At 38.3% G+C, this 16,293-nt stretch carries 15 protein-coding genes; 1 reads left to right on the top strand and 14 read right to left on the bottom strand.

The genetic code is table 11. From position 1 onward, the window contains the following. Positions 1 to 44: 44 nt before the first annotated feature. The 14 genes from ABE65_RS15430 to ABE65_RS15495 form a co-directional block, all read right to left on the bottom strand. Positions 45 to 440, bottom strand: a complete 396-nt coding sequence (locus ABE65_RS15430; protein WP_066396743.1) for a hypothetical protein — start codon at positions 438 to 440, stop codon at positions 45 to 47. A 104-nt stretch (positions 441 to 544) separates the two neighbouring features. Continuing rightward, on the bottom strand, positions 545 to 928 hold the full coding sequence (gene speD / locus ABE65_RS15435; RefSeq protein ID WP_066396744.1) for an adenosylmethionine decarboxylase: 384 nt from the start codon (positions 926 to 928) through the stop codon (positions 545 to 547). Between the two features lie 318 nt (positions 929 to 1,246). After that, positions 1,247 to 2,287, bottom strand: a complete 1,041-nt coding sequence (locus ABE65_RS15440) for a glyceraldehyde-3-phosphate dehydrogenase (protein ID WP_066396745.1) — start codon at positions 2,285 to 2,287, stop codon at positions 1,247 to 1,249. A 137-nt stretch (positions 2,288 to 2,424) separates the two neighbouring features. Then, positions 2,425 to 3,027, bottom strand: coding sequence for a dephospho-CoA kinase (gene coaE, locus ABE65_RS15445; protein ID WP_330998108.1), 603 nt, complete (start codon positions 3,025 to 3,027; stop codon positions 2,425 to 2,427). Between the two features lie 15 nt (positions 3,028 to 3,042). Next, the gene (gene ytaF, locus ABE65_RS15450) at positions 3,043 to 3,684 is read right to left on the bottom strand and encodes a sporulation membrane protein YtaF (protein ID WP_066396747.1); all 642 of its coding nucleotides are present in this window, start codon (positions 3,682 to 3,684) and stop codon (positions 3,043 to 3,045) included. A gap of 61 nt (positions 3,685 to 3,745) precedes the next feature. Continuing rightward, positions 3,746 to 4,567, bottom strand: coding sequence for a DNA-formamidopyrimidine glycosylase (gene mutM / locus ABE65_RS15455; protein ID WP_066396749.1), 822 nt, complete (start codon positions 4,565 to 4,567; stop codon positions 3,746 to 3,748). A gap of 60 nt (positions 4,568 to 4,627) precedes the next feature. Further along, positions 4,628 to 7,270, bottom strand: coding sequence for a DNA polymerase I (gene polA, locus ABE65_RS15460; RefSeq protein ID WP_066396752.1), 2,643 nt, complete (start codon positions 7,268 to 7,270; stop codon positions 4,628 to 4,630). Positions 7,271 to 7,480: 210 nt separating this feature from the next. Further along, a complete protein-coding gene (gene pnpS, locus ABE65_RS15465; protein WP_066396753.1) occupies positions 7,481 to 9,208 on the bottom strand; it encodes a two-component system histidine kinase PnpS in 1,728 nt (575 codons plus the stop codon). Further along, positions 9,208 to 9,918 carry a response regulator transcription factor gene (locus tag ABE65_RS15470; RefSeq protein WP_066396754.1) on the bottom strand — a complete coding sequence of 237 codons (711 nt, stop codon included), beginning with the start codon at positions 9,916 to 9,918 and terminating at the stop codon, positions 9,208 to 9,210. The genes pnpS and ABE65_RS15470 overlap by 1 nt, the downstream gene beginning before the upstream one ends. Before the next feature lie 228 nt (positions 9,919 to 10,146). Further along, on the bottom strand, positions 10,147 to 10,623 hold the full coding sequence (locus ABE65_RS15475) for a MaoC family dehydratase (protein WP_066396757.1): 477 nt from the start codon (positions 10,621 to 10,623) through the stop codon (positions 10,147 to 10,149). An 81-nt stretch (positions 10,624 to 10,704) separates the two neighbouring features. Further along, positions 10,705 to 11,643: a malate dehydrogenase gene (gene mdh / locus ABE65_RS15480; protein WP_066396759.1), complete on the bottom strand. Its 939-nt coding sequence runs from the start codon at positions 11,641 to 11,643 to the stop codon at positions 10,705 to 10,707. Between the two features lie 75 nt (positions 11,644 to 11,718). Next, the gene (gene icd, locus ABE65_RS15485) at positions 11,719 to 12,987 is read right to left on the bottom strand and encodes an NADP-dependent isocitrate dehydrogenase (RefSeq protein WP_066396762.1); all 1,269 of its coding nucleotides are present in this window, start codon (positions 12,985 to 12,987) and stop codon (positions 11,719 to 11,721) included. Between the two features lie 116 nt (positions 12,988 to 13,103). Continuing rightward, complete coding sequence (gene citZ, locus ABE65_RS15490; RefSeq protein ID WP_066396765.1) at positions 13,104 to 14,219, bottom strand: citrate synthase; 1,116 nt, start codon at positions 14,217 to 14,219, stop codon at positions 13,104 to 13,106. 249 nt (positions 14,220 to 14,468) lie between these two features. After that, positions 14,469 to 14,930, bottom strand: a complete 462-nt coding sequence (locus ABE65_RS15495) for a DUF441 domain-containing protein (RefSeq protein WP_156499188.1) — start codon at positions 14,928 to 14,930, stop codon at positions 14,469 to 14,471. Positions 14,931 to 14,979: 49 nt separating this feature from the next. Between ABE65_RS15495 and ytvI the strand changes: the two genes are divergently transcribed. Beyond that, entirely contained in the window at positions 14,980 to 16,098 is a 1,119-nt protein-coding gene (gene ytvI / locus ABE65_RS15500) for a sporulation integral membrane protein YtvI (RefSeq protein ID WP_066396770.1), read from the top strand. The last annotated feature ends 195 nt before the right edge of the window (positions 16,099 to 16,293 follow it).

A 16,293-nucleotide genomic window follows, 5' to 3' on the forward strand; every position in this document is an offset into this window, starting at 1 on the left:
CTCTATCTATCTTAAAGAAAAGGGAGGAATGTGACAAGCTATTCCTACAATTTTTCAGCCATTGACGTCCCTACAAACGTTAGTTTTTCTTTTAAGATCTCATAAATATTAACAATTAGCCTTTGATTGTTACCAAAATTAAAAGGAAGAGCAGATTCTGTTGAAACGTTCAGATCTACAGCAGTTCGATTCGCTCTAACTGTTACTACACTAATAACAACAAACGCACTCTTAGGCTGTCTGACTTCAAACGTAACTTCTCCCCTTTCTTCTGAAAAACCAAGTTCATGAAAATTGGTGTCTTCATCTAGGATCTGTTTGATCACTTTCATAACTTCTGGTTTATTAGCTTTAAAATAATGGGTTCTAAGTCTTTCGTCCACATGCTGTTCACTCGTTTCCGCATGATTTTCCATTAGATTTTGAAGTTTTCTAAACATAGTAGTCCTCCAAAGCAATATAATTTGTATCCTATTATTCCCTATAATGAGTGAAATAAAAAAGAGGTGTGATTTCTCACACCTCACGTACATTCTGTTTTAAATTATTGAGCAGTAACTTTTGATTTGGCAACAGAAATTGGACCCATCCCACGAGGAACTTCCAAGTTTTCGCGCTTTTTAGCGCCAAGTGCCTCTGAAATGTAATCAGCAGCTACGTTAGGATCGATTCGATCTCCACACGTATATACATCAATACTTGCATAACCATGCTCAGGAAAACTGTGAATAGTTAGATGAGATTCAGAGATAATAACAACTCCACTTACACCATGTGGAGCAAATTTATGAAAAGCAACCTCACGAATTTCTGCACCTGCTTTCAATGCAGCGTCAACGAATGTCTCTTCAATAAATTTCATGTCATTTAGTTTTTCAGAATCACAACCCCATAACTCAGCAATTACGTGTCTTCCCATTGTATCCATTAGCATAGTCCCCCTTTTAAAAATAATCATGCCTTCAAGCATGCGGTATCGAACATCTACCACGGGGGCAAGTTAGTCCAAAGAGGTCCTAACCCTTTAAGTAGCATTCAATGCCTTTGTTTGCTTTATTTGAAGTTCACGAATCATAGTATACTTCTTTTAAAATTTATTTGCAATAACTATAGGCAAATTTTTTCGAATCAATTTTTTATTGTTTTTTAAGGATAAAGATAGAGCGAAATATACTGGTTCATTGAAACGCAAAAAAGAGCTGATGTGAAATCCAGCTCTTACTTATTTATTTATTTTCATGAATGTTTATGATACCGATACATTTTTTTCTTGAATCGGCATATTTAAAGCAACACTCACATGTTTAGCTAGATCCACTACTCGACATGAATAACCCCATTCATTGTCGTACCAAGCAAGGACCTTCACTTTGTTTCCGTCCATTACCATCGTAGATAAACCATCTACGATTGAAGAATTTTCATTTCCGTTATAATCAATCGAAACGAGTGGAAGATCGCTGTATCCTAAGATTCCACGCAACGAACCTTCAGAAGCAGATTGGAAAGCATGATTCACTTGGTCTTTCGATACAGGAGTCTTTAATTCCACAACAACATCCACTAAAGAAACATTAGGTGTTGGAACACGGAGTGCCATACCATTCAATTTACCTTCTAAGTGAGGCAAGACTTTTGAAATAGCTTTTGCAGCACCTGTAGAAGTTGGAATGATTGACGTTCCACAAGCGCGCGCACGTCTTAAGTCCTTATGGGGATTATCAATATTCTTTTGATCATTCGTATACGCATGTACCGTTGTCATCATGCCAGATTGTACTCCGAACTGATCATCTAGCACTTTAATCACAGGTGCTAAACAATTGGTTGTGCACGATGCATTAGAAATAATATGATGTTCAGAAGAAATGTAATCGCTATCATTTACACCCATAACAATTGTAATGTCTTCGTCTTTCCCTGGTGCAGTAATAATTACTTTCTTAGCACCCGCTTCAATATGAAGACCAGCAGATTCTTGTGAAACAAATTTCCCTGTTGCTTCTATAACAATATCAACGCCTAATGTTCCCCAAGGTAGTTCACGAGGATCACGAGAGTTAACTAACTGAACTTTTTTTCCATTAACAAAAAGGGCATCTTCTCCAGCAACAACATCTCCAGAATACGTTCCATGTATAGAATCGTACTTAACCATATGAGCAAGAGTTTCGGCTGGATAGCTGGCATTAACAGCTACAACCTCAAATTCATCGTTCTCCATCATTTTGCGGAAGACCATTCTTCCGATTCTCCCCAAGCCATTAATTGCAATTTTTGCTTTCATGAAGCTGCTCCTTCCAATGTGTTATACTCTATCTTGTATCTATCTGTAATTAGTATATCATATTAGAACTTGAAAAGAACATACTTTTATTTAAATTAGGCTGAAAAAGGGCTCATATAGATAAAAACAGACCTGAATTAGTTATCAGGTCTGTTTTTTTGTTTGTTAAGTAATAATAGAACATCATTTTCTAATTCTACAAGAGAGCCATTATTCATGATAATTACATCTGCCAGTTCCTTTTTCTCTGTGATCGGCATCTGCGAGTGAATTCTAGACAATGCTTGCTTCTCTGAAAAATGGTCACGGTTGATCAATCTTTGAAGTTGCAGTTCTGGGGCAGTATAGACTAACCACGTTCGATCAACCATATGTGTCAGGTTACTCTCAAATAAGAGTGGTATATCCATAACCACTAAAGACTCACCTGAACGTTGATAAGCATCTGCTTGCCGTTTCATTTCCTTCCTTACCGCAGGATGAACAATCTCGTTCAACATTGTTCTTTTTTCTGAATCATTGAAGATGATTTCTCCTAACGCTGCTCTGTTTATTGTCTTGTCATCATTTAATATTTGGTCCCCAAAACAAGCCACGATCTTCTCATACGCTTCTTTCTCTGGCATAACAACTTCTCTTGAAATAATATCGGCATCAACAACAGGAATTCCTTGACTCTTGATGATGTTGCTGACTGTTGACTTCCCTGTAGCGATGCCTCCTGTTAATCCAATAATCACAGTTATCCTCCACGGTTACATTTTTAATAATCCCATTACGATCAGCAAAACTCCTGGCAGAACGGACAATCCCTTCATCCAGTTTGTTTTGTTAAAAAGATATAATCCTAGTATCATACCACCCCATAAGAATAAGGCACTCATCAACGCAATGGTAATGGTGGTTAATGAAGGTGACAGATCGATGAGTGCAGCGCCTATTCCTGCTCCAAATGCATCAAGCGATAATGCTATTCCAAGCAATACGGCTTCTAAGCCCGTAATCGATCCAGACTTATCGATATCAGCCATAACTGGTTTCTTTAGAATGTGTATGACGATTCCTAACGATTTGATTTCAAAAAGCACAATGTTCTTAGGTTCTTTTTCCAAGCACTCAACGTTCTCTTTTTCTGGTAAGAAAACCTGCCATAGAGAGTAGATTCCGATTCCTAGAAGAATCACGCCTCCCAATATCTCACCTGTCTTAGGTGAAATAAATTGTTCTAACGTAAATCCAAGCAACATCGAAAGTAAAAAGGTAACAGCTGAACAAATTGCGATGATGATAATGGAGCGAAAAGGAATTTTAATGGATTTCATTCCATACGTTAATCCGGCTCCAAAACTGTCCAGGCTGACGGCTAGTGCCAACAAAACAAAAGAGTAAGCCACCATTGTTCCTGTACTCCTTTCAGTTAACGGTAAACGTAGTATATGAAAGGAGCACAGAAATGGTTTATTTTTGACAAGTCTTACAAATATGAGTGCCTCTACCTGCTACAACTAATCGTTCAATCTCGGTACCACATACACGACATGCTTCATTTTTTCGACCGTAAACAAATAGTTTCAGCTGATAGCCACCTGTCTCACCAACCGCGTTCGTGTAAGAGCGGATCGAGCTTCCCCCGTGTTTCACAGACTCAGAAAGAATTTCTGTAATGGCGGTTTTCAATTTCTTTAACCGGGGCTGACTTAATTTATTTGCTGAGGTCTCTGGATGGATTCCAGCCTGAAATAATACTTCATCGACATAAATGTTGCCTAAACCAGCAATAAGAGTCTGATCTAACAATACCGATTTTATGTTACGTTTTCGATTAGCAAACAGCTTTTTTAAGAGTGCAGCTGTTAAAGAATCTGATAATGGTTCTATACCTAAAGTTTTCAATGGTGCATGACTTTCTTCTGTTCCTTTTGGATACAGATGCATCGTCCCAAATTTTCTCACATCTCGATATCTTAGTTCGGTTCCATCAGAGAACTGAAAAATAACATGTGTATGTTTATCAGCAGGTTCATCTTTTTGATTCAACCCATATTTCCCTTCCATCCTTAGGTGAGAAACTAATACATCCTCATCAAGATGAAAAATTAAAAACTTACCTCTTCGATACACACTTTGAAAGGTTTGACCTTTTAGTTTCAAAATGAATTCTTCTGTCCCAGGATGTTTAATAATATTTTCCCAGTATATTTTCACATCTGTAATCATCTTTCCTGGAAGAAATCGATTCAAAGTGTTTTTGACATTTTCGACCTCAGGTAACTCAGGCATTCTTTCACCAACCTTATTAGAAAAACAGCACCCTGAATCTAGAGGATGCTGTTTGTACTATTATTTTGCTTCGAACCAGGAATCTCCCCAATTCACATCTACCTTTAATGGTACATCAAGTTCTACTGCTGATTCCATCACTTCGCAAACAATCTCTTCTAGTTTTTGCAGCTCATTTTCAGGTACTTCAAAAATAAGTTCATCATGTACAGTGAGCAGCATTTTTGCTTCAAGTTTCTCGTCGATTAAACGTTGATCCATATCGACCATCGCTTTTTTTATGATGTCTGCAGCTGTTCCTTGAATCGGTGTGTTCATTGCTGTTCTTTCTGCAAAACTACGCAGGTTAAAGTTTCGACTATTAATTTCAGGCAGATAACGTCGTCTATGAAGCAGAGTTGAAACAAACCCTTTTTGCTTGGCTTCAGAAACACTGTCCTTCATATACTGTTGAACACCAGGGAAACTATCCAAATAGGATGCAATAAATTCTCCAGCTTCTTTTCTCGTGATCCCTAGGCTTTGTGATAAGCCATAATCACTGATTCCGTATACGATTCCAAAGTTTACAGCTTTAGCGTGTCTTCTCATCTCAGAAGTAACTTCGCTTTCTTCTACATGAAAGACGTCCATGGCCGTTTTCGTATGAACATCCATCTCTGTCTTAAAGGCTTCCATCAAGTTTTCATCTTGAGAGATATGAGCCAATACGCGCAGTTCGATCTGTGAATAATCAGCCGCAAGGATTTTCCATCCAGGCTGTGAGGCAACAAAGGCATGTCTGATCTTTCTTCCTGCTTCTAATCGAATCGGAATGTTTTGAAGGTTCGGATCGATAGAACTCAGTCTTCCCGTTTGCGCGAGAACCTGATTAAAGCGTGTATGAATCTTACCCGTATCTTCTTTTACTACTTTTAGCAGACCTTCAATATAAGTAGATCGTAACTTTCCGAGCTGACGATAGATAAGGATCTTATTGATGATCTCATGTTTGCCTTCTAACTTCTCTAATACATCAACAGAAGTTGAGTAACCCGTCTTTGTCTTCTTCACAGGCGGCAAGTCCAACTTCTCAAATAATATTTCGCCCAACTGTTTAGGCGAGTTTATATTAAATGATACTCCAGCAAGTTCGTGAATATCTTTTTCAAGTGAAGTTAATTGTATGTCTAAGTCAGCACCCATCTTTTGAAGGGTATCTGATTTTACTTTTACGCCGAACTCTTCCATCTTGGCTAATACGAGAGCTAATGGCATCTCTAGCTGATAGAATAGATCACTCTGCTCATTTTCTTTTAACTTCTCATCGAGCAGGTCGCTCAATTCAAAGACAGTATATGCTTTTCTAGAAAGATGCTCAGCAAGAACAGCTTCATCTTCTGGCAGTTTTTTCTTAGCCCCTTTACCATATACTGCTTCATTCACGTCAACATTAGATTTGCCATACTGCTTCGCAACATCTGCTACTTCATCTAACGATTCAGAAGGATTTAGGAGATAGGAAGCCAGCTGGATATCAAAATCAATACCATTTAACAAGATACCTTGTCCGTGTAACGCTACATGCGCTCTCTTCGCATCAAACATTCTCTTCTTTTGGTTCTCATCTTGCAGCCATTCCTGAAATTCTTCTGATTGATCAGCAAGACTCGAAGGGATATAAAATGTTCCCGCATCATTACTTACAGCGTAACCATGAATTTTAGCTTTATGATAATCTTCTGTTAACGTTTCTACGATCAGGGATGAAGGACTTTTTAACATGTCAGCTTCAATTTTCGTTACCGTTTTGAAGTTAAGTTCTTCTTTTTCCTCATCCTGAAGAATTTCATCATCTCCGCCTAATCGTTCGAGCAATGAATTGAACCCTAACTCTTTGAAAAGAGGAAATACAGAAGACGTTTCATAACCATCATAATTCGTTTCTTCCAGACTGACTTCAATAGGAGCTTCTTTCGTTATCGTAGCAAGCTCTTTACTCATAATAGCTTGCTCTTTATTCTCTGTTAATCGTTCTTTAAGCTTAGCACCTGAAATCTCATCTATTGAATCAAGAACTTTTTCAATCGTTCCATATTGCTTGATCAACTTGATCGCAGTTTTTTCACCAACTCCAGGTACTCCCGGAATATTGTCGGAAGGGTCTCCCATAAGGCCCTTCATATCTATGATTTGATGAGGTGTAATTCCGTAGCGCTCGTTCACTTGTTCTACGGTATAAGCCTCAACCTCAGTGATTCCTTTTCTAGTTAACACGACTTCAACATCAGGCGTAACAAGTTGAAGTAGATCTTTATCTCCCGTAAATACTTTCACATCCCAGTTTCCATCTGCAGCATAAGAAGCAAGGGTTCCAATAATGTCATCTGCTTCATAATTTTCAAGCTCATAACGTTTGATTTTAAATGCATCTAATAACTGTCTGATAAACGGAAACTGCTCAGATAATTCTGGTGGGGTTTTCTGACGGCCGCCTTTATATTCACCAAATGTCTTATGGCGGAATGTTGTTTTTCCGGCATCAAAAGCAACGAGGATATGTGTAGGCTTCTCATCTTCTAAGATTTTCAAGAGCATCTGTGTAAACCCGTACACAGCGTTTGTATAAACACCTTTATCGTTGTTTAAAAGAGGTAGAGCAAAAAAAGCTCTGTATGCAATACTATTTCCATCAATAAGTACTAATTTATTTGTTTTTGCCAAGTCCGTAACCTCCTGAGGACATTTCTTCTATCATCTATTGTATCACGATGACAACGAGAAACAAAAAAGTAGGAACAGAAGAGCTCTTAGGCATAAAAAAGGCGAGAATCCATGAAGGACTCTCGCTAAGGGGGTACTGAAAAAGGATACTTTAATCATAAGTTTGAACTGTTAACTAAAGAAAACAAGTGTGTAAAGGAATTGTAAATCTTACAACTCCAACTTCTTCGGAAATAGAATCGTAAACTGAGACCCTTCCCCTGGCTTACTCTGAACTTCAATAGTTCCGTGATGCGCTTCCACAAGATGCTTGACTATGGCAAGCCCTAGTCCAGTACCTCCTGAATTTCTACTTCTAGCTTTATCTACACGGTAGAACCGTTCGAATATTCGTGGAATCTCACTTTCCTTAATGCCGATTCCTGTATCTTTGATCAGTAACTTCACATGGTCTTCCAATTCTTCCACGCTTACGTTTACGCGACCACCAGCAGGAGTGTACGTTAAGCTGTTTGATACAAGGTTGATCACGATCTGCTTCAAACGAGGTGAATCTCCATCCATAACCGTTTCACCAGAAATATCTACGGATAGAGCAATACCTTTCTTTTCAGCTTTTGGCTGAAGAATCTCAAAGGTATCGTTCACTAAAGCACCAAGATCAACAGATTGAGTTTCTAGGTGAAACCCTTGTTCACTTTTAGAAAGATCTAACAAGTCTTGTATTAATGCCTGTAGCCGATCACTTTCATTTAACATGATCGTTAAAAACTTGTTACGATATTCTTCATTCTCACCAGCACCATCTAATAAAGTCTCTGCAAAACCTTTTAAAGAAGTGATCGGTGTTTTAAGTTCATGTGAGACATTAGCCACGAAATCTTTCCTTACTTGCTCGAGTTTCTTAAGCTCTGTAATATCGTGAAAAACAAGCACGATTCCTTTAAGCTTACCTCTTGCGTTCATAACAGGAGCACTATAGACATCAAAATGTTTTGTATCAATGTGAATAGGGATAACCGTATTTCTTCTCACCTTTTTTTCAGTTAGATACGTTTCTTTTACAATATCCTTGATGGATGTGTAAGGAAATACTTCATAGAAAAGATGACCCGTCCAATAATCTGTATGTTCTTTAAACAGTTCTTTGAACGTTTTGTTTACTAAGTTGATATAGCCGTTTTTATCAATAAGAATAAGTCCGCTTCCCATATTCTCTATTAATGTTATCAAGCGATCATGCTGAGATTCTTGGGATTTTGTCATCTTCTCTAAGTTTCGTGCTAAAACGTTTAATGAGTAGTTTAATTCTCCGATATCTTCTCCAAAATACTCATAGGTTCTTGCTTTAAAATTACCTTTTGCAAGCTCTTTCGCAGTCTGGGTCGCCTCTTCTACAGGTCTGACAATCTTATGAATCACTTTAAGAGACACGTATAAAATGATGATAAAACAGATCAGGAAACCGATCGACATCATGATCCAAATCGATCTTTCTTCCGATTCTGCTGCACCTTCTGGTATAACGACCTGAATATATCCTGTCTCGTCTCTCTTTTTTAACGTATAGTATAATTTGCCGTTCTCATTCTTTTGAGCTAGTTTCTCACTATTCGGCACATTTTCTTTTTTGAACAAAGACATGTTTCTTGGACTATTTATGTCCGATGAATATTTCACGTTCCAATCTGAATCCAGGACATAAATCTCACCATCTAAATCTTTAGATGCCGTTCTTAAAAGATTCATGATGACTAGCTTTGATTCTTCAGTCTTGAGAACTTGTTCGATCAAACTTAATTCACCTTTATAAAAAGCCATTCTTTTATCTTTCACACTATGATGGACAATGTTCCCCATGATTAGAGCTAATAGAATAAAAACCAATAAAATACCGAGCAGGAAAAAGGTAAGTACTCGGTTCTTAAAATCATGCATTATTGAGGCTCCTCTAGCTTATATCCTAATCCCCTTATGGTTTTAATATAAATTGGCTTACGTGTATTAGTCTCGATTTTCTCTCTTAAATGACTGATATGAACATCAACAATTCGAGTATCCCCTACAAAATCATAGTTCCAAACTGCAGAAAGCAGCTGTTCCCTCGAAAGGACACGACTCTTATGTCTAGCAAGATAGACGAGCAGTTCAAATTCTTTTGGTGTAAGTTCTAGTGCTTTCTCCTTGAAATATGCTTCATAGTTTTCCGGATAAATATCAACTTCACCAATTTTAAGGTGCTCTACTTCTTCTTTTTTCTTTTCTGATTCTGTATTGACTGATGTTGACCTGCGGAGGATTGCCTTTACCCTTGCAACTACTTCTCTTGGACTGAATGGTTTCGTCATATAATCGTCCGCACCTAACTCAAGGCCTAACACCTTATCAAACTCATCATCCTTAGCCGTTAACATGAGAATAGGAATATTTAGTTTTCTTAAACGGAGTTCTTTACATACTTCTATTCCATCCATTTCTGGCAGCATAAGGTCTAATATGATTAGATTAGGTTCTTCGCTTTCCGCTTTTTCTAATCCACTCTTGCCATCCATTGCCGTAACTACTTGAAATCCTGCTTGTTCTAAGTTAAATTGCAACAATGTTGAGATCGAAATTTCATCTTCTACTACGAGTAACTTTTGGCTCATCATATTCCCACCTTTTTACGACTTGTACAAATTCATCATACTATTTTTTTTATAGTGTGTACAAAAAACGCAAAATTTTCATAGTGGCTTTACATATACTTAACATTTCCTTTACATTAAGGAGTTTTATTCTTATATTTCCTTCTATTCTACGGATTTAATCGTAATTACTACATATAAAACTGCTTCAAAAAATGAACGTAAAAATAAACCTTTCAAATGAAAGGTTTAGAAATTTTCCATCGTATTAGATGTAATTGATTTTGTAGCATATGGGGGACAAACTTGCAAAGTGCTCTTCAGCACTTCAATTCCTTCCTCATTTTCAGCTCTAACGTTCATATTAACAATATGCTTATCTCTGTTAACTTCCGTAATTTGAAACAAAAAAGTTAATTTCGAATAATGATAAACGGGTTTAATAAATGTAAAACTGGATTCTACGATGGAACTACCAGGACCCGGTAAATATTTTGATACCGCTGATGTCACCATTCCCATTAACATAACCTGAGGGACGACGGGCTTTTTATAAGGTGTTAGTGTTGCATAATCGTGTTGGATAAATAATGGGTTATTGTCATTCGTTAAGCCTAAATACAGAAGAAGATCTTTATCTTCTATCGTTTCTTGCATCTCTAATTTTTCTCCAGCTTGGATCTCATCTATTTTTCTTCCAAGTTTTCGTTTTTTTCCTATCAGCATTTAATAACCCCCTCTTTATGATAACGCTTTCATTATTTATAGGAGAAAAGATTCGGGAGTTAACCCGAATCTCTCACACGCTTATGCTAATACTTTCATAACTGATTTAACAGATTCAGCCGATTGATCGAGCGCTGCTTTCTCTTCTGCAGTCAGCTCAAGTTCGATGATCTCTTCTAGACCACCACCGCCAAGAATCGTTGGAACGCCAAGACAGATACCATCGTATCCATATTCACCTTCTAAGAAAGCGATAGATGGAAGCACTCTACGCTGATCTTTAACAATCGCTTCTACCATCTCAACTAAAGAAGCTGCTGGAGCATAATAAGCAGATCCGTTACCTAAGAGATTAACGATCTCTCCTCCACCTTTACGTGTGCGCTCAACAATTGCATCTAGACGTTCTTTAGAGATTAATTTCTCTAACGGAATTCCACCTGCATAAGAGTAGCGTACGAGTGGCACCATATCGTCTCCGTGACCACCAAGAACAAAACCAGTAACATCTTTTACAGAAACGTTAAGCTCCATAGCAACAAACGTACGGAAACGTGCTGTATCTAGTATTCCAGATTGTCCGATTACACGGCTTTTAGGGAAACCAGACTCTTTTAATACAGTGTAAGTCATCGCATCAACTGGATTTGTTAAAACGATAATCGTGCAATCAGGAGAATGTTTAACGATTTCTTTCGTTACACTTTTCATGATCCCAGCGTTTGTGTTCACGAGGTCATCACGGCTCATCCCAGGCTTACGAGCAATTCCCGCTGTTATGACCACTACATCAGATTCAGCTGTATCTGCATAATCGCTAGTACCTGTAATTGACGCATCAAAACCTTGAACAGGACTTGCTTCCATCATGTCGAGCGCTTTACCTTTTGTAGGGTTTTCCATTTGAGGAATATCAACTAATACTACATCCCCAACTTCTTTTTGACCTAAGATAAAAGCCGTTGTTGCTCCTGTAAATCCTCCACCAATAACCGAAATCTTTTTTCGTTTGTTAGCCATGTCTTCCCCTCCAGGAACAGTTTTAAAAGTATAAATGATGTTGAGAAAACCCCTTATAAAAAGGGGTCGTTTAGATTACATGTTTTTAATTAGTTCGTCAGCAAACTCAGAACATTTAACTTCTGTAGCGCCGTCCATCAAACGTGCGAAATCGTAAGTAACAACTTTACTTGCGATTGTGTTTTCCATAGAAGAAAGTACTAATTTAGCAGCTTCTCCCCATCCTAGATGTTCAAGCATCAACACACCTGAAAGAATTACAGATGATGGGTTTACTTTATCAAGACCAGCATACTTTGGTGCAGTACCATGAGTTGCTTCAAAGATAGCATGTCCTGTTTCGTAGTTGATGTTAGCACCTGGTGCGATACCGATACCACCAACTTGTGCTGCAAGAGCATCAGAGATGTAATCTCCATTTAAGTTCATTGTAGCAACTACATCAAACTCAGCTGGACGAGTTAAGATCTGTTGTAAGAAGATATCAGCGATAGAGTCTTTAACAATGATCTTTCCTGCAGCTTCAGCATCTGCTTGTGCTTTGTTTGCAGCATCTTTTCCGCTTTCTTCAACGATACGGTCATACTGAGCCCATGTGAATACTTTGTCACCAAACTCAGCTTCTGCTAACTCATATCCCCAGTTCTTGAAAGCACCCTCTGTATACTTCATGATGTTTCCTTTATGAACTAAAGTTACACTCTTACGTCCTTCGTTGATCGCATATTGAATAGCTGCACGAACAAGACGTTGAGTACCTTCTGAAGATACAGGCTTGATACCAATACCAGAAGTTTCAGGGAAACGGATTTTGTTAGCACCCATTTCATCTTGTAGGAATTGAATCAACTTTTTAACTTCATCAGATCCACTTGCATATTCGATACCAGCATAGATATCTTCTGTATTCTCACGGAAAATAACCATGTTTGTGTCTTCAGGACGTTTAACTGGTGAAGGAACACCTTTAAAGTATTGAACAGGACGTAGACAAGTAAATAGATCTAACTCTTGTCTTAAAGCAACGTTTAAAGAACGGATCCCTCCGCCTACTGGCGTTGTTAAAGGTCCTTTAATCGCAATTATGTAATCGCGAATCACATCAAGAGTTTCTGCAGGAAGCCACTCACCTGTTTGGTTAAATGCTTTCTCTCCTGCTAATACTTCTTTCCAAACGATCTTTTTCTCACCATTATATGCTTTTTCAACAGCAGCTTCTAATACACGTGAAGCAGCAGCCCAAATATCAGGACCTGTACCGTCACCTTCGATAAAAGGGATCACCGGTTGATTTGGTACGTTTAATACACCATTGTCGACTGTAATACGTTCTCCGTTAGACATTTTTAAAATTCCTCCTAATTCTTGTATTGCATGTACTTTACTAGTCTACTAAAAAACATAGGTAAAAGAGAAGAAGAATCCCTTCTCTTTTTATGATATAACCTATTGTTTTTATATTATCTTTGTTCTAAAGCAACATATTGCTGCATATCAGGTCCGATATATTCAGCACGAGGGCGAATCAAACGGTTGTTTTCGTATTGCTCTAAGATATGTGCAATCCATCCGGAAACACGGCTGATCGCAAAGATCGGCGTGAATAGGTCATGATCGATGCCTAAGCTGTGATATACACTAGCAGAATAGAAGTCTACGTTTGGCAACAAGCCTTTTTTCTGCTTAAGCGTCTCATCAATCTTAACGCTCATCGTGTACCATTTCTCTTCACCCGTGATAGATGTTAGTTGTTTAGACATTTCACGTAAGTGTTTTGCGCGTGGATCGCCGTTCTTGTATACACGGTGCCCAAAGCCCATAATCTTTTGTTTGTTCTCAATCGCGTTATCCAAGTAAGATTCTACGTTTGCTTCCTCACCGATTTCAGAAAGCATCTTCATTACCTGTTCGTTCGCTCCACCATGTAGTGGTCCTTTTAAAGCGCCAATCGCTGCTGTGATTCCTGAATAGATATCAGAAAGTGTAGCCACACATACACGTGCTGTGAACGTGGATGCATTTAGCTCATGGTCAGCATGTAATACTAATGCTTTGTTAAAAGCAGTTTCAGAAATTTCATCAGGCTCTTTGCCTGTAAGCATATATAGGAAGTTAGCTGCATAGCTAAGTTCTTTTTTAGGAGCAATAGGATCTTTTCCTTCCCTAATACGTGCAAATGCCGTTACAAGTGATGACATCTGAGCTTGAAGACGGATGGCCTTTTTGTAGTTTCCATCTGTAGACATATCCTCTGCTTCTGAATCATACATCGCTAATGTCGACACGATTGTACGAAGAACAGTCATAGGATGTGTATTCTTCAAAGGAAGCGATTTCATTTGTTCCAACAATTCTGCAGGCAGCTCACTAGCCTCAGCAAGTTCTGATTTAAATGAATCTAATTCAGATTGGGAAGGCAGTTTACCATTCCATAGCAAGTATACAACTTCCTCAAAAGTTGCATGTTCAGCTAAGTCATCAATGCTATATCCTCTATAGGTTAATACATCGTCAATGATAGAGCTGACAGAAGATGTCGTTGCAACAATTCCTTCTAATCCTCTTGTAGCTGTCATGGCTATCTCTCCTTTTTTTCTGTTATTCTCTCTTCTCCTTTAATTGTTTCACTTTTTAAAAAATAGAAAGAGCTTACATTTTCCTTTTAATAAAAAAGCTGGATTCAAGGTTACATTCCCAACTTTTTTAATCTCGAAACTGAGACTTGAAAAATGAAAGACTATTTAAAGGAAATGGGACATACACATCAATTATAAACAATAATCTGATATTTGTGAACGGATATCACTTAATTCGTGCTGAAAGCGTCATGAACCTGAAAACATCCCTACTAATTTCATGGCCATATAAGCGATTCCTGCTCCGATTAACGGTCCCACCGCCACACCTTGAAAAAGAGCGACGGCAAGGATTGTGCCAAAGACTAAAGCTGCCGTGATATGAGGATCATTCTGAAGCAAATGAAGTCCTTTACTTGCGATCACTGCAACGAAAATGCCAGATAATAGAGCAACCCATGCATAATAAGAACGCAAGGAGTCAGACAACTGTTTAAATCCGATCTCACCTGATGCTATCGGAACTAAGACGGCAATTGTTATGATCGTCACACCCCAGTTGATTCCTTTTTGCTGAATAGCAGGAAACCATTTGTCTCCCATACCGGTAAATTTTAACACTAACAAAAATGCCACTGCGACAATCAATGATTGATTTTTTGCAAGTAGGCCAATGATCAATAAACCTAATAAAAAAAGTAAAGGTCCCATCGTTTTCATTCCTTTCTAAAAGATTTGTACGAAAAGGCAGGTGAACACTATGTATGCTGAACTAACACATCGTTTGTTGCGCATAGGATTTATTATATTCCTTGCAATCGTCCTTATTTTTTCAGGCTATTATGTTTCTGCTATCCTTTATCCTTTTATAGCGGGCGCGATCATAGCACTGATGATCAACCCGTTTGTACGCTTTATCGTGGACCGATTTAAAGTGAATCGAGCTCTAGCCGTCATTCTTTCTATATTAGGCCTTTTAGGTGTAATTGTCTTGTTACTGACCTTGCTCATTCAAGAGATGATGACTGGTTTTGCTTATATTGCACATGAATTGCCCGCATATATTCAAGAGCTGGTCTTTTATTTTGAACGATCATTTAAAACGAACGTACTTCCTTTATATCAAGATTTACTCTCTATTTATAGCAAGTTGGGAACGGATCAGCAAGAAACGGTAATGGATAATATCGAGAAGATCGGAACCGGCATTACCACAAATGCGTCCAGTATGACACAGGCCGTGATTAATAGTGTCTCTCTAATGATCGTAAGTCTTCCAACTTTTTTAACGGTTTTTATCTTTTCGCTTCTCGCTGCTTTTTTTATTAGTAAGGATTGGTACCGTCTTACAGGATTTCTCAACACAATCTTCCCTGAAAAGTTAATCCAAACTGTCACAACGGTATATGTAGAACTCCGAAAAGCTTTATTTGGTTTTTTAAAAGCCCAGTTAACCTTGATCTCCATAACAGCTTGTATCGTATTAGTAGGCCTCTTGTTGTTGCGGATTGATTATGCAGTTACCATATCTGTACTGATCGGAGCGATTGATCTGCTACCCTACCTTGGAACAGGCGCTGTTTTTCTGCCGTGGATCGCGTACTGCTTCCTAACAGGAAATTACACTCTCACGATCGGTCTATCGATATTGTATGGAGTTGTTGTTATTCAACGACAGATCATGGAACCAAAGCTTCTATCTCAAACGATCGGACTTGATCCCCTCGCTACTTTAGTCTCTCTGTTTGCTGGGTTCCAGCTTCTAGGGTTTATCGGACTTATAATAGGACCTGTTATCCTAGTCGTTATTCGTGCCCTTTATGAAGCAAAGTTCTTTCATGAGATCTATCAATTTGTTATGAAGCCTATACACAAATAAAAAGAACGGATGCTTTAAGTGAGCATCGTTCTTTTTGTTTGATTGTTTTCATGTTCATTGTTGCTTTTGAAAGTAGTCGATTTCCATTACAGGCTGCTCGCTTTCCGCAGGGCAGGCGGTGAGCCACTTGCCGCTTTGCGCATTTAAGTGTCTCACCTGTCCAGTTGCAGCGGCTAGCCCCTCGAGATCAAAAGT

Origin of the sequence: Fictibacillus phosphorivorans (assembly GCF_001629705.1) — a bacterium.
In the GTDB taxonomy this organism is placed as follows: domain Bacteria; phylum Bacillota; class Bacilli; order Bacillales; family Fictibacillaceae; genus Fictibacillus; species Fictibacillus phosphorivorans_A.

What these genes read in the sequence shown, in the direction of transcription:
- ABE65_RS15430 (WP_066396743.1), bottom strand. Translation starts at nt 440, where the DNA reads ATGTTTAGAAAACTTCAAAATCTAATGGAAAATCATGCGGAAACGAGT.
- speD (WP_066396744.1), bottom strand. Translation starts at nt 928, where the DNA reads ATGGATACAATGGGAAGACACGTAATTGCTGAGTTATGGGGTTGTGAT.
- ABE65_RS15440 (WP_066396745.1), bottom strand. Translation starts at nt 2,287, where the DNA reads ATGAAAGCAAAAATTGCAATTAATGGCTTGGGGAGAATCGGAAGAATG.
- ytaF (WP_066396747.1), bottom strand. Translation starts at nt 3,684, where the DNA reads ATGGTGGCTTACTCTTTTGTTTTGTTGGCACTAGCCGTCAGCCTGGAC.
- mutM (WP_066396749.1), bottom strand. Translation starts at nt 4,567, where the DNA reads ATGCCTGAGTTACCTGAGGTCGAAAATGTCAAAAACACTTTGAATCGA.
- pnpS (WP_066396753.1), bottom strand. Translation starts at nt 9,208, where the DNA reads ATGCATGATTTTAAGAACCGAGTACTTACCTTTTTCCTGCTCGGTATT.
- ABE65_RS15470 (WP_066396754.1), bottom strand. Translation starts at nt 9,918, where the DNA reads ATGAGCCAAAAGTTACTCGTAGTAGAAGATGAAATTTCGATCTCAACA.
- ABE65_RS15475 (WP_066396757.1), bottom strand. Translation starts at nt 10,623, where the DNA reads ATGCTGATAGGAAAAAAACGAAAACTTGGAAGAAAAATAGATGAGATC.
- mdh (WP_066396759.1), bottom strand. Translation starts at nt 11,643, where the DNA reads ATGGCTAACAAACGAAAAAAGATTTCGGTTATTGGTGGAGGATTTACA.
- icd (WP_066396762.1), bottom strand. Translation starts at nt 12,987, where the DNA reads ATGTCTAACGGAGAACGTATTACAGTCGACAATGGTGTATTAAACGTA.
- citZ (WP_066396765.1), bottom strand. Translation starts at nt 14,219, where the DNA reads ATGACAGCTACAAGAGGATTAGAAGGAATTGTTGCAACGACATCTTCT.
- ABE65_RS15495 (WP_156499188.1), bottom strand. Translation starts at nt 14,930, where the DNA reads ATGGGACCTTTACTTTTTTTATTAGGTTTATTGATCATTGGCCTACTT.
- ytvI (WP_066396770.1), top strand. Translation starts at nt 14,980, where the DNA reads ATGTATGCTGAACTAACACATCGTTTGTTGCGCATAGGATTTATTATA.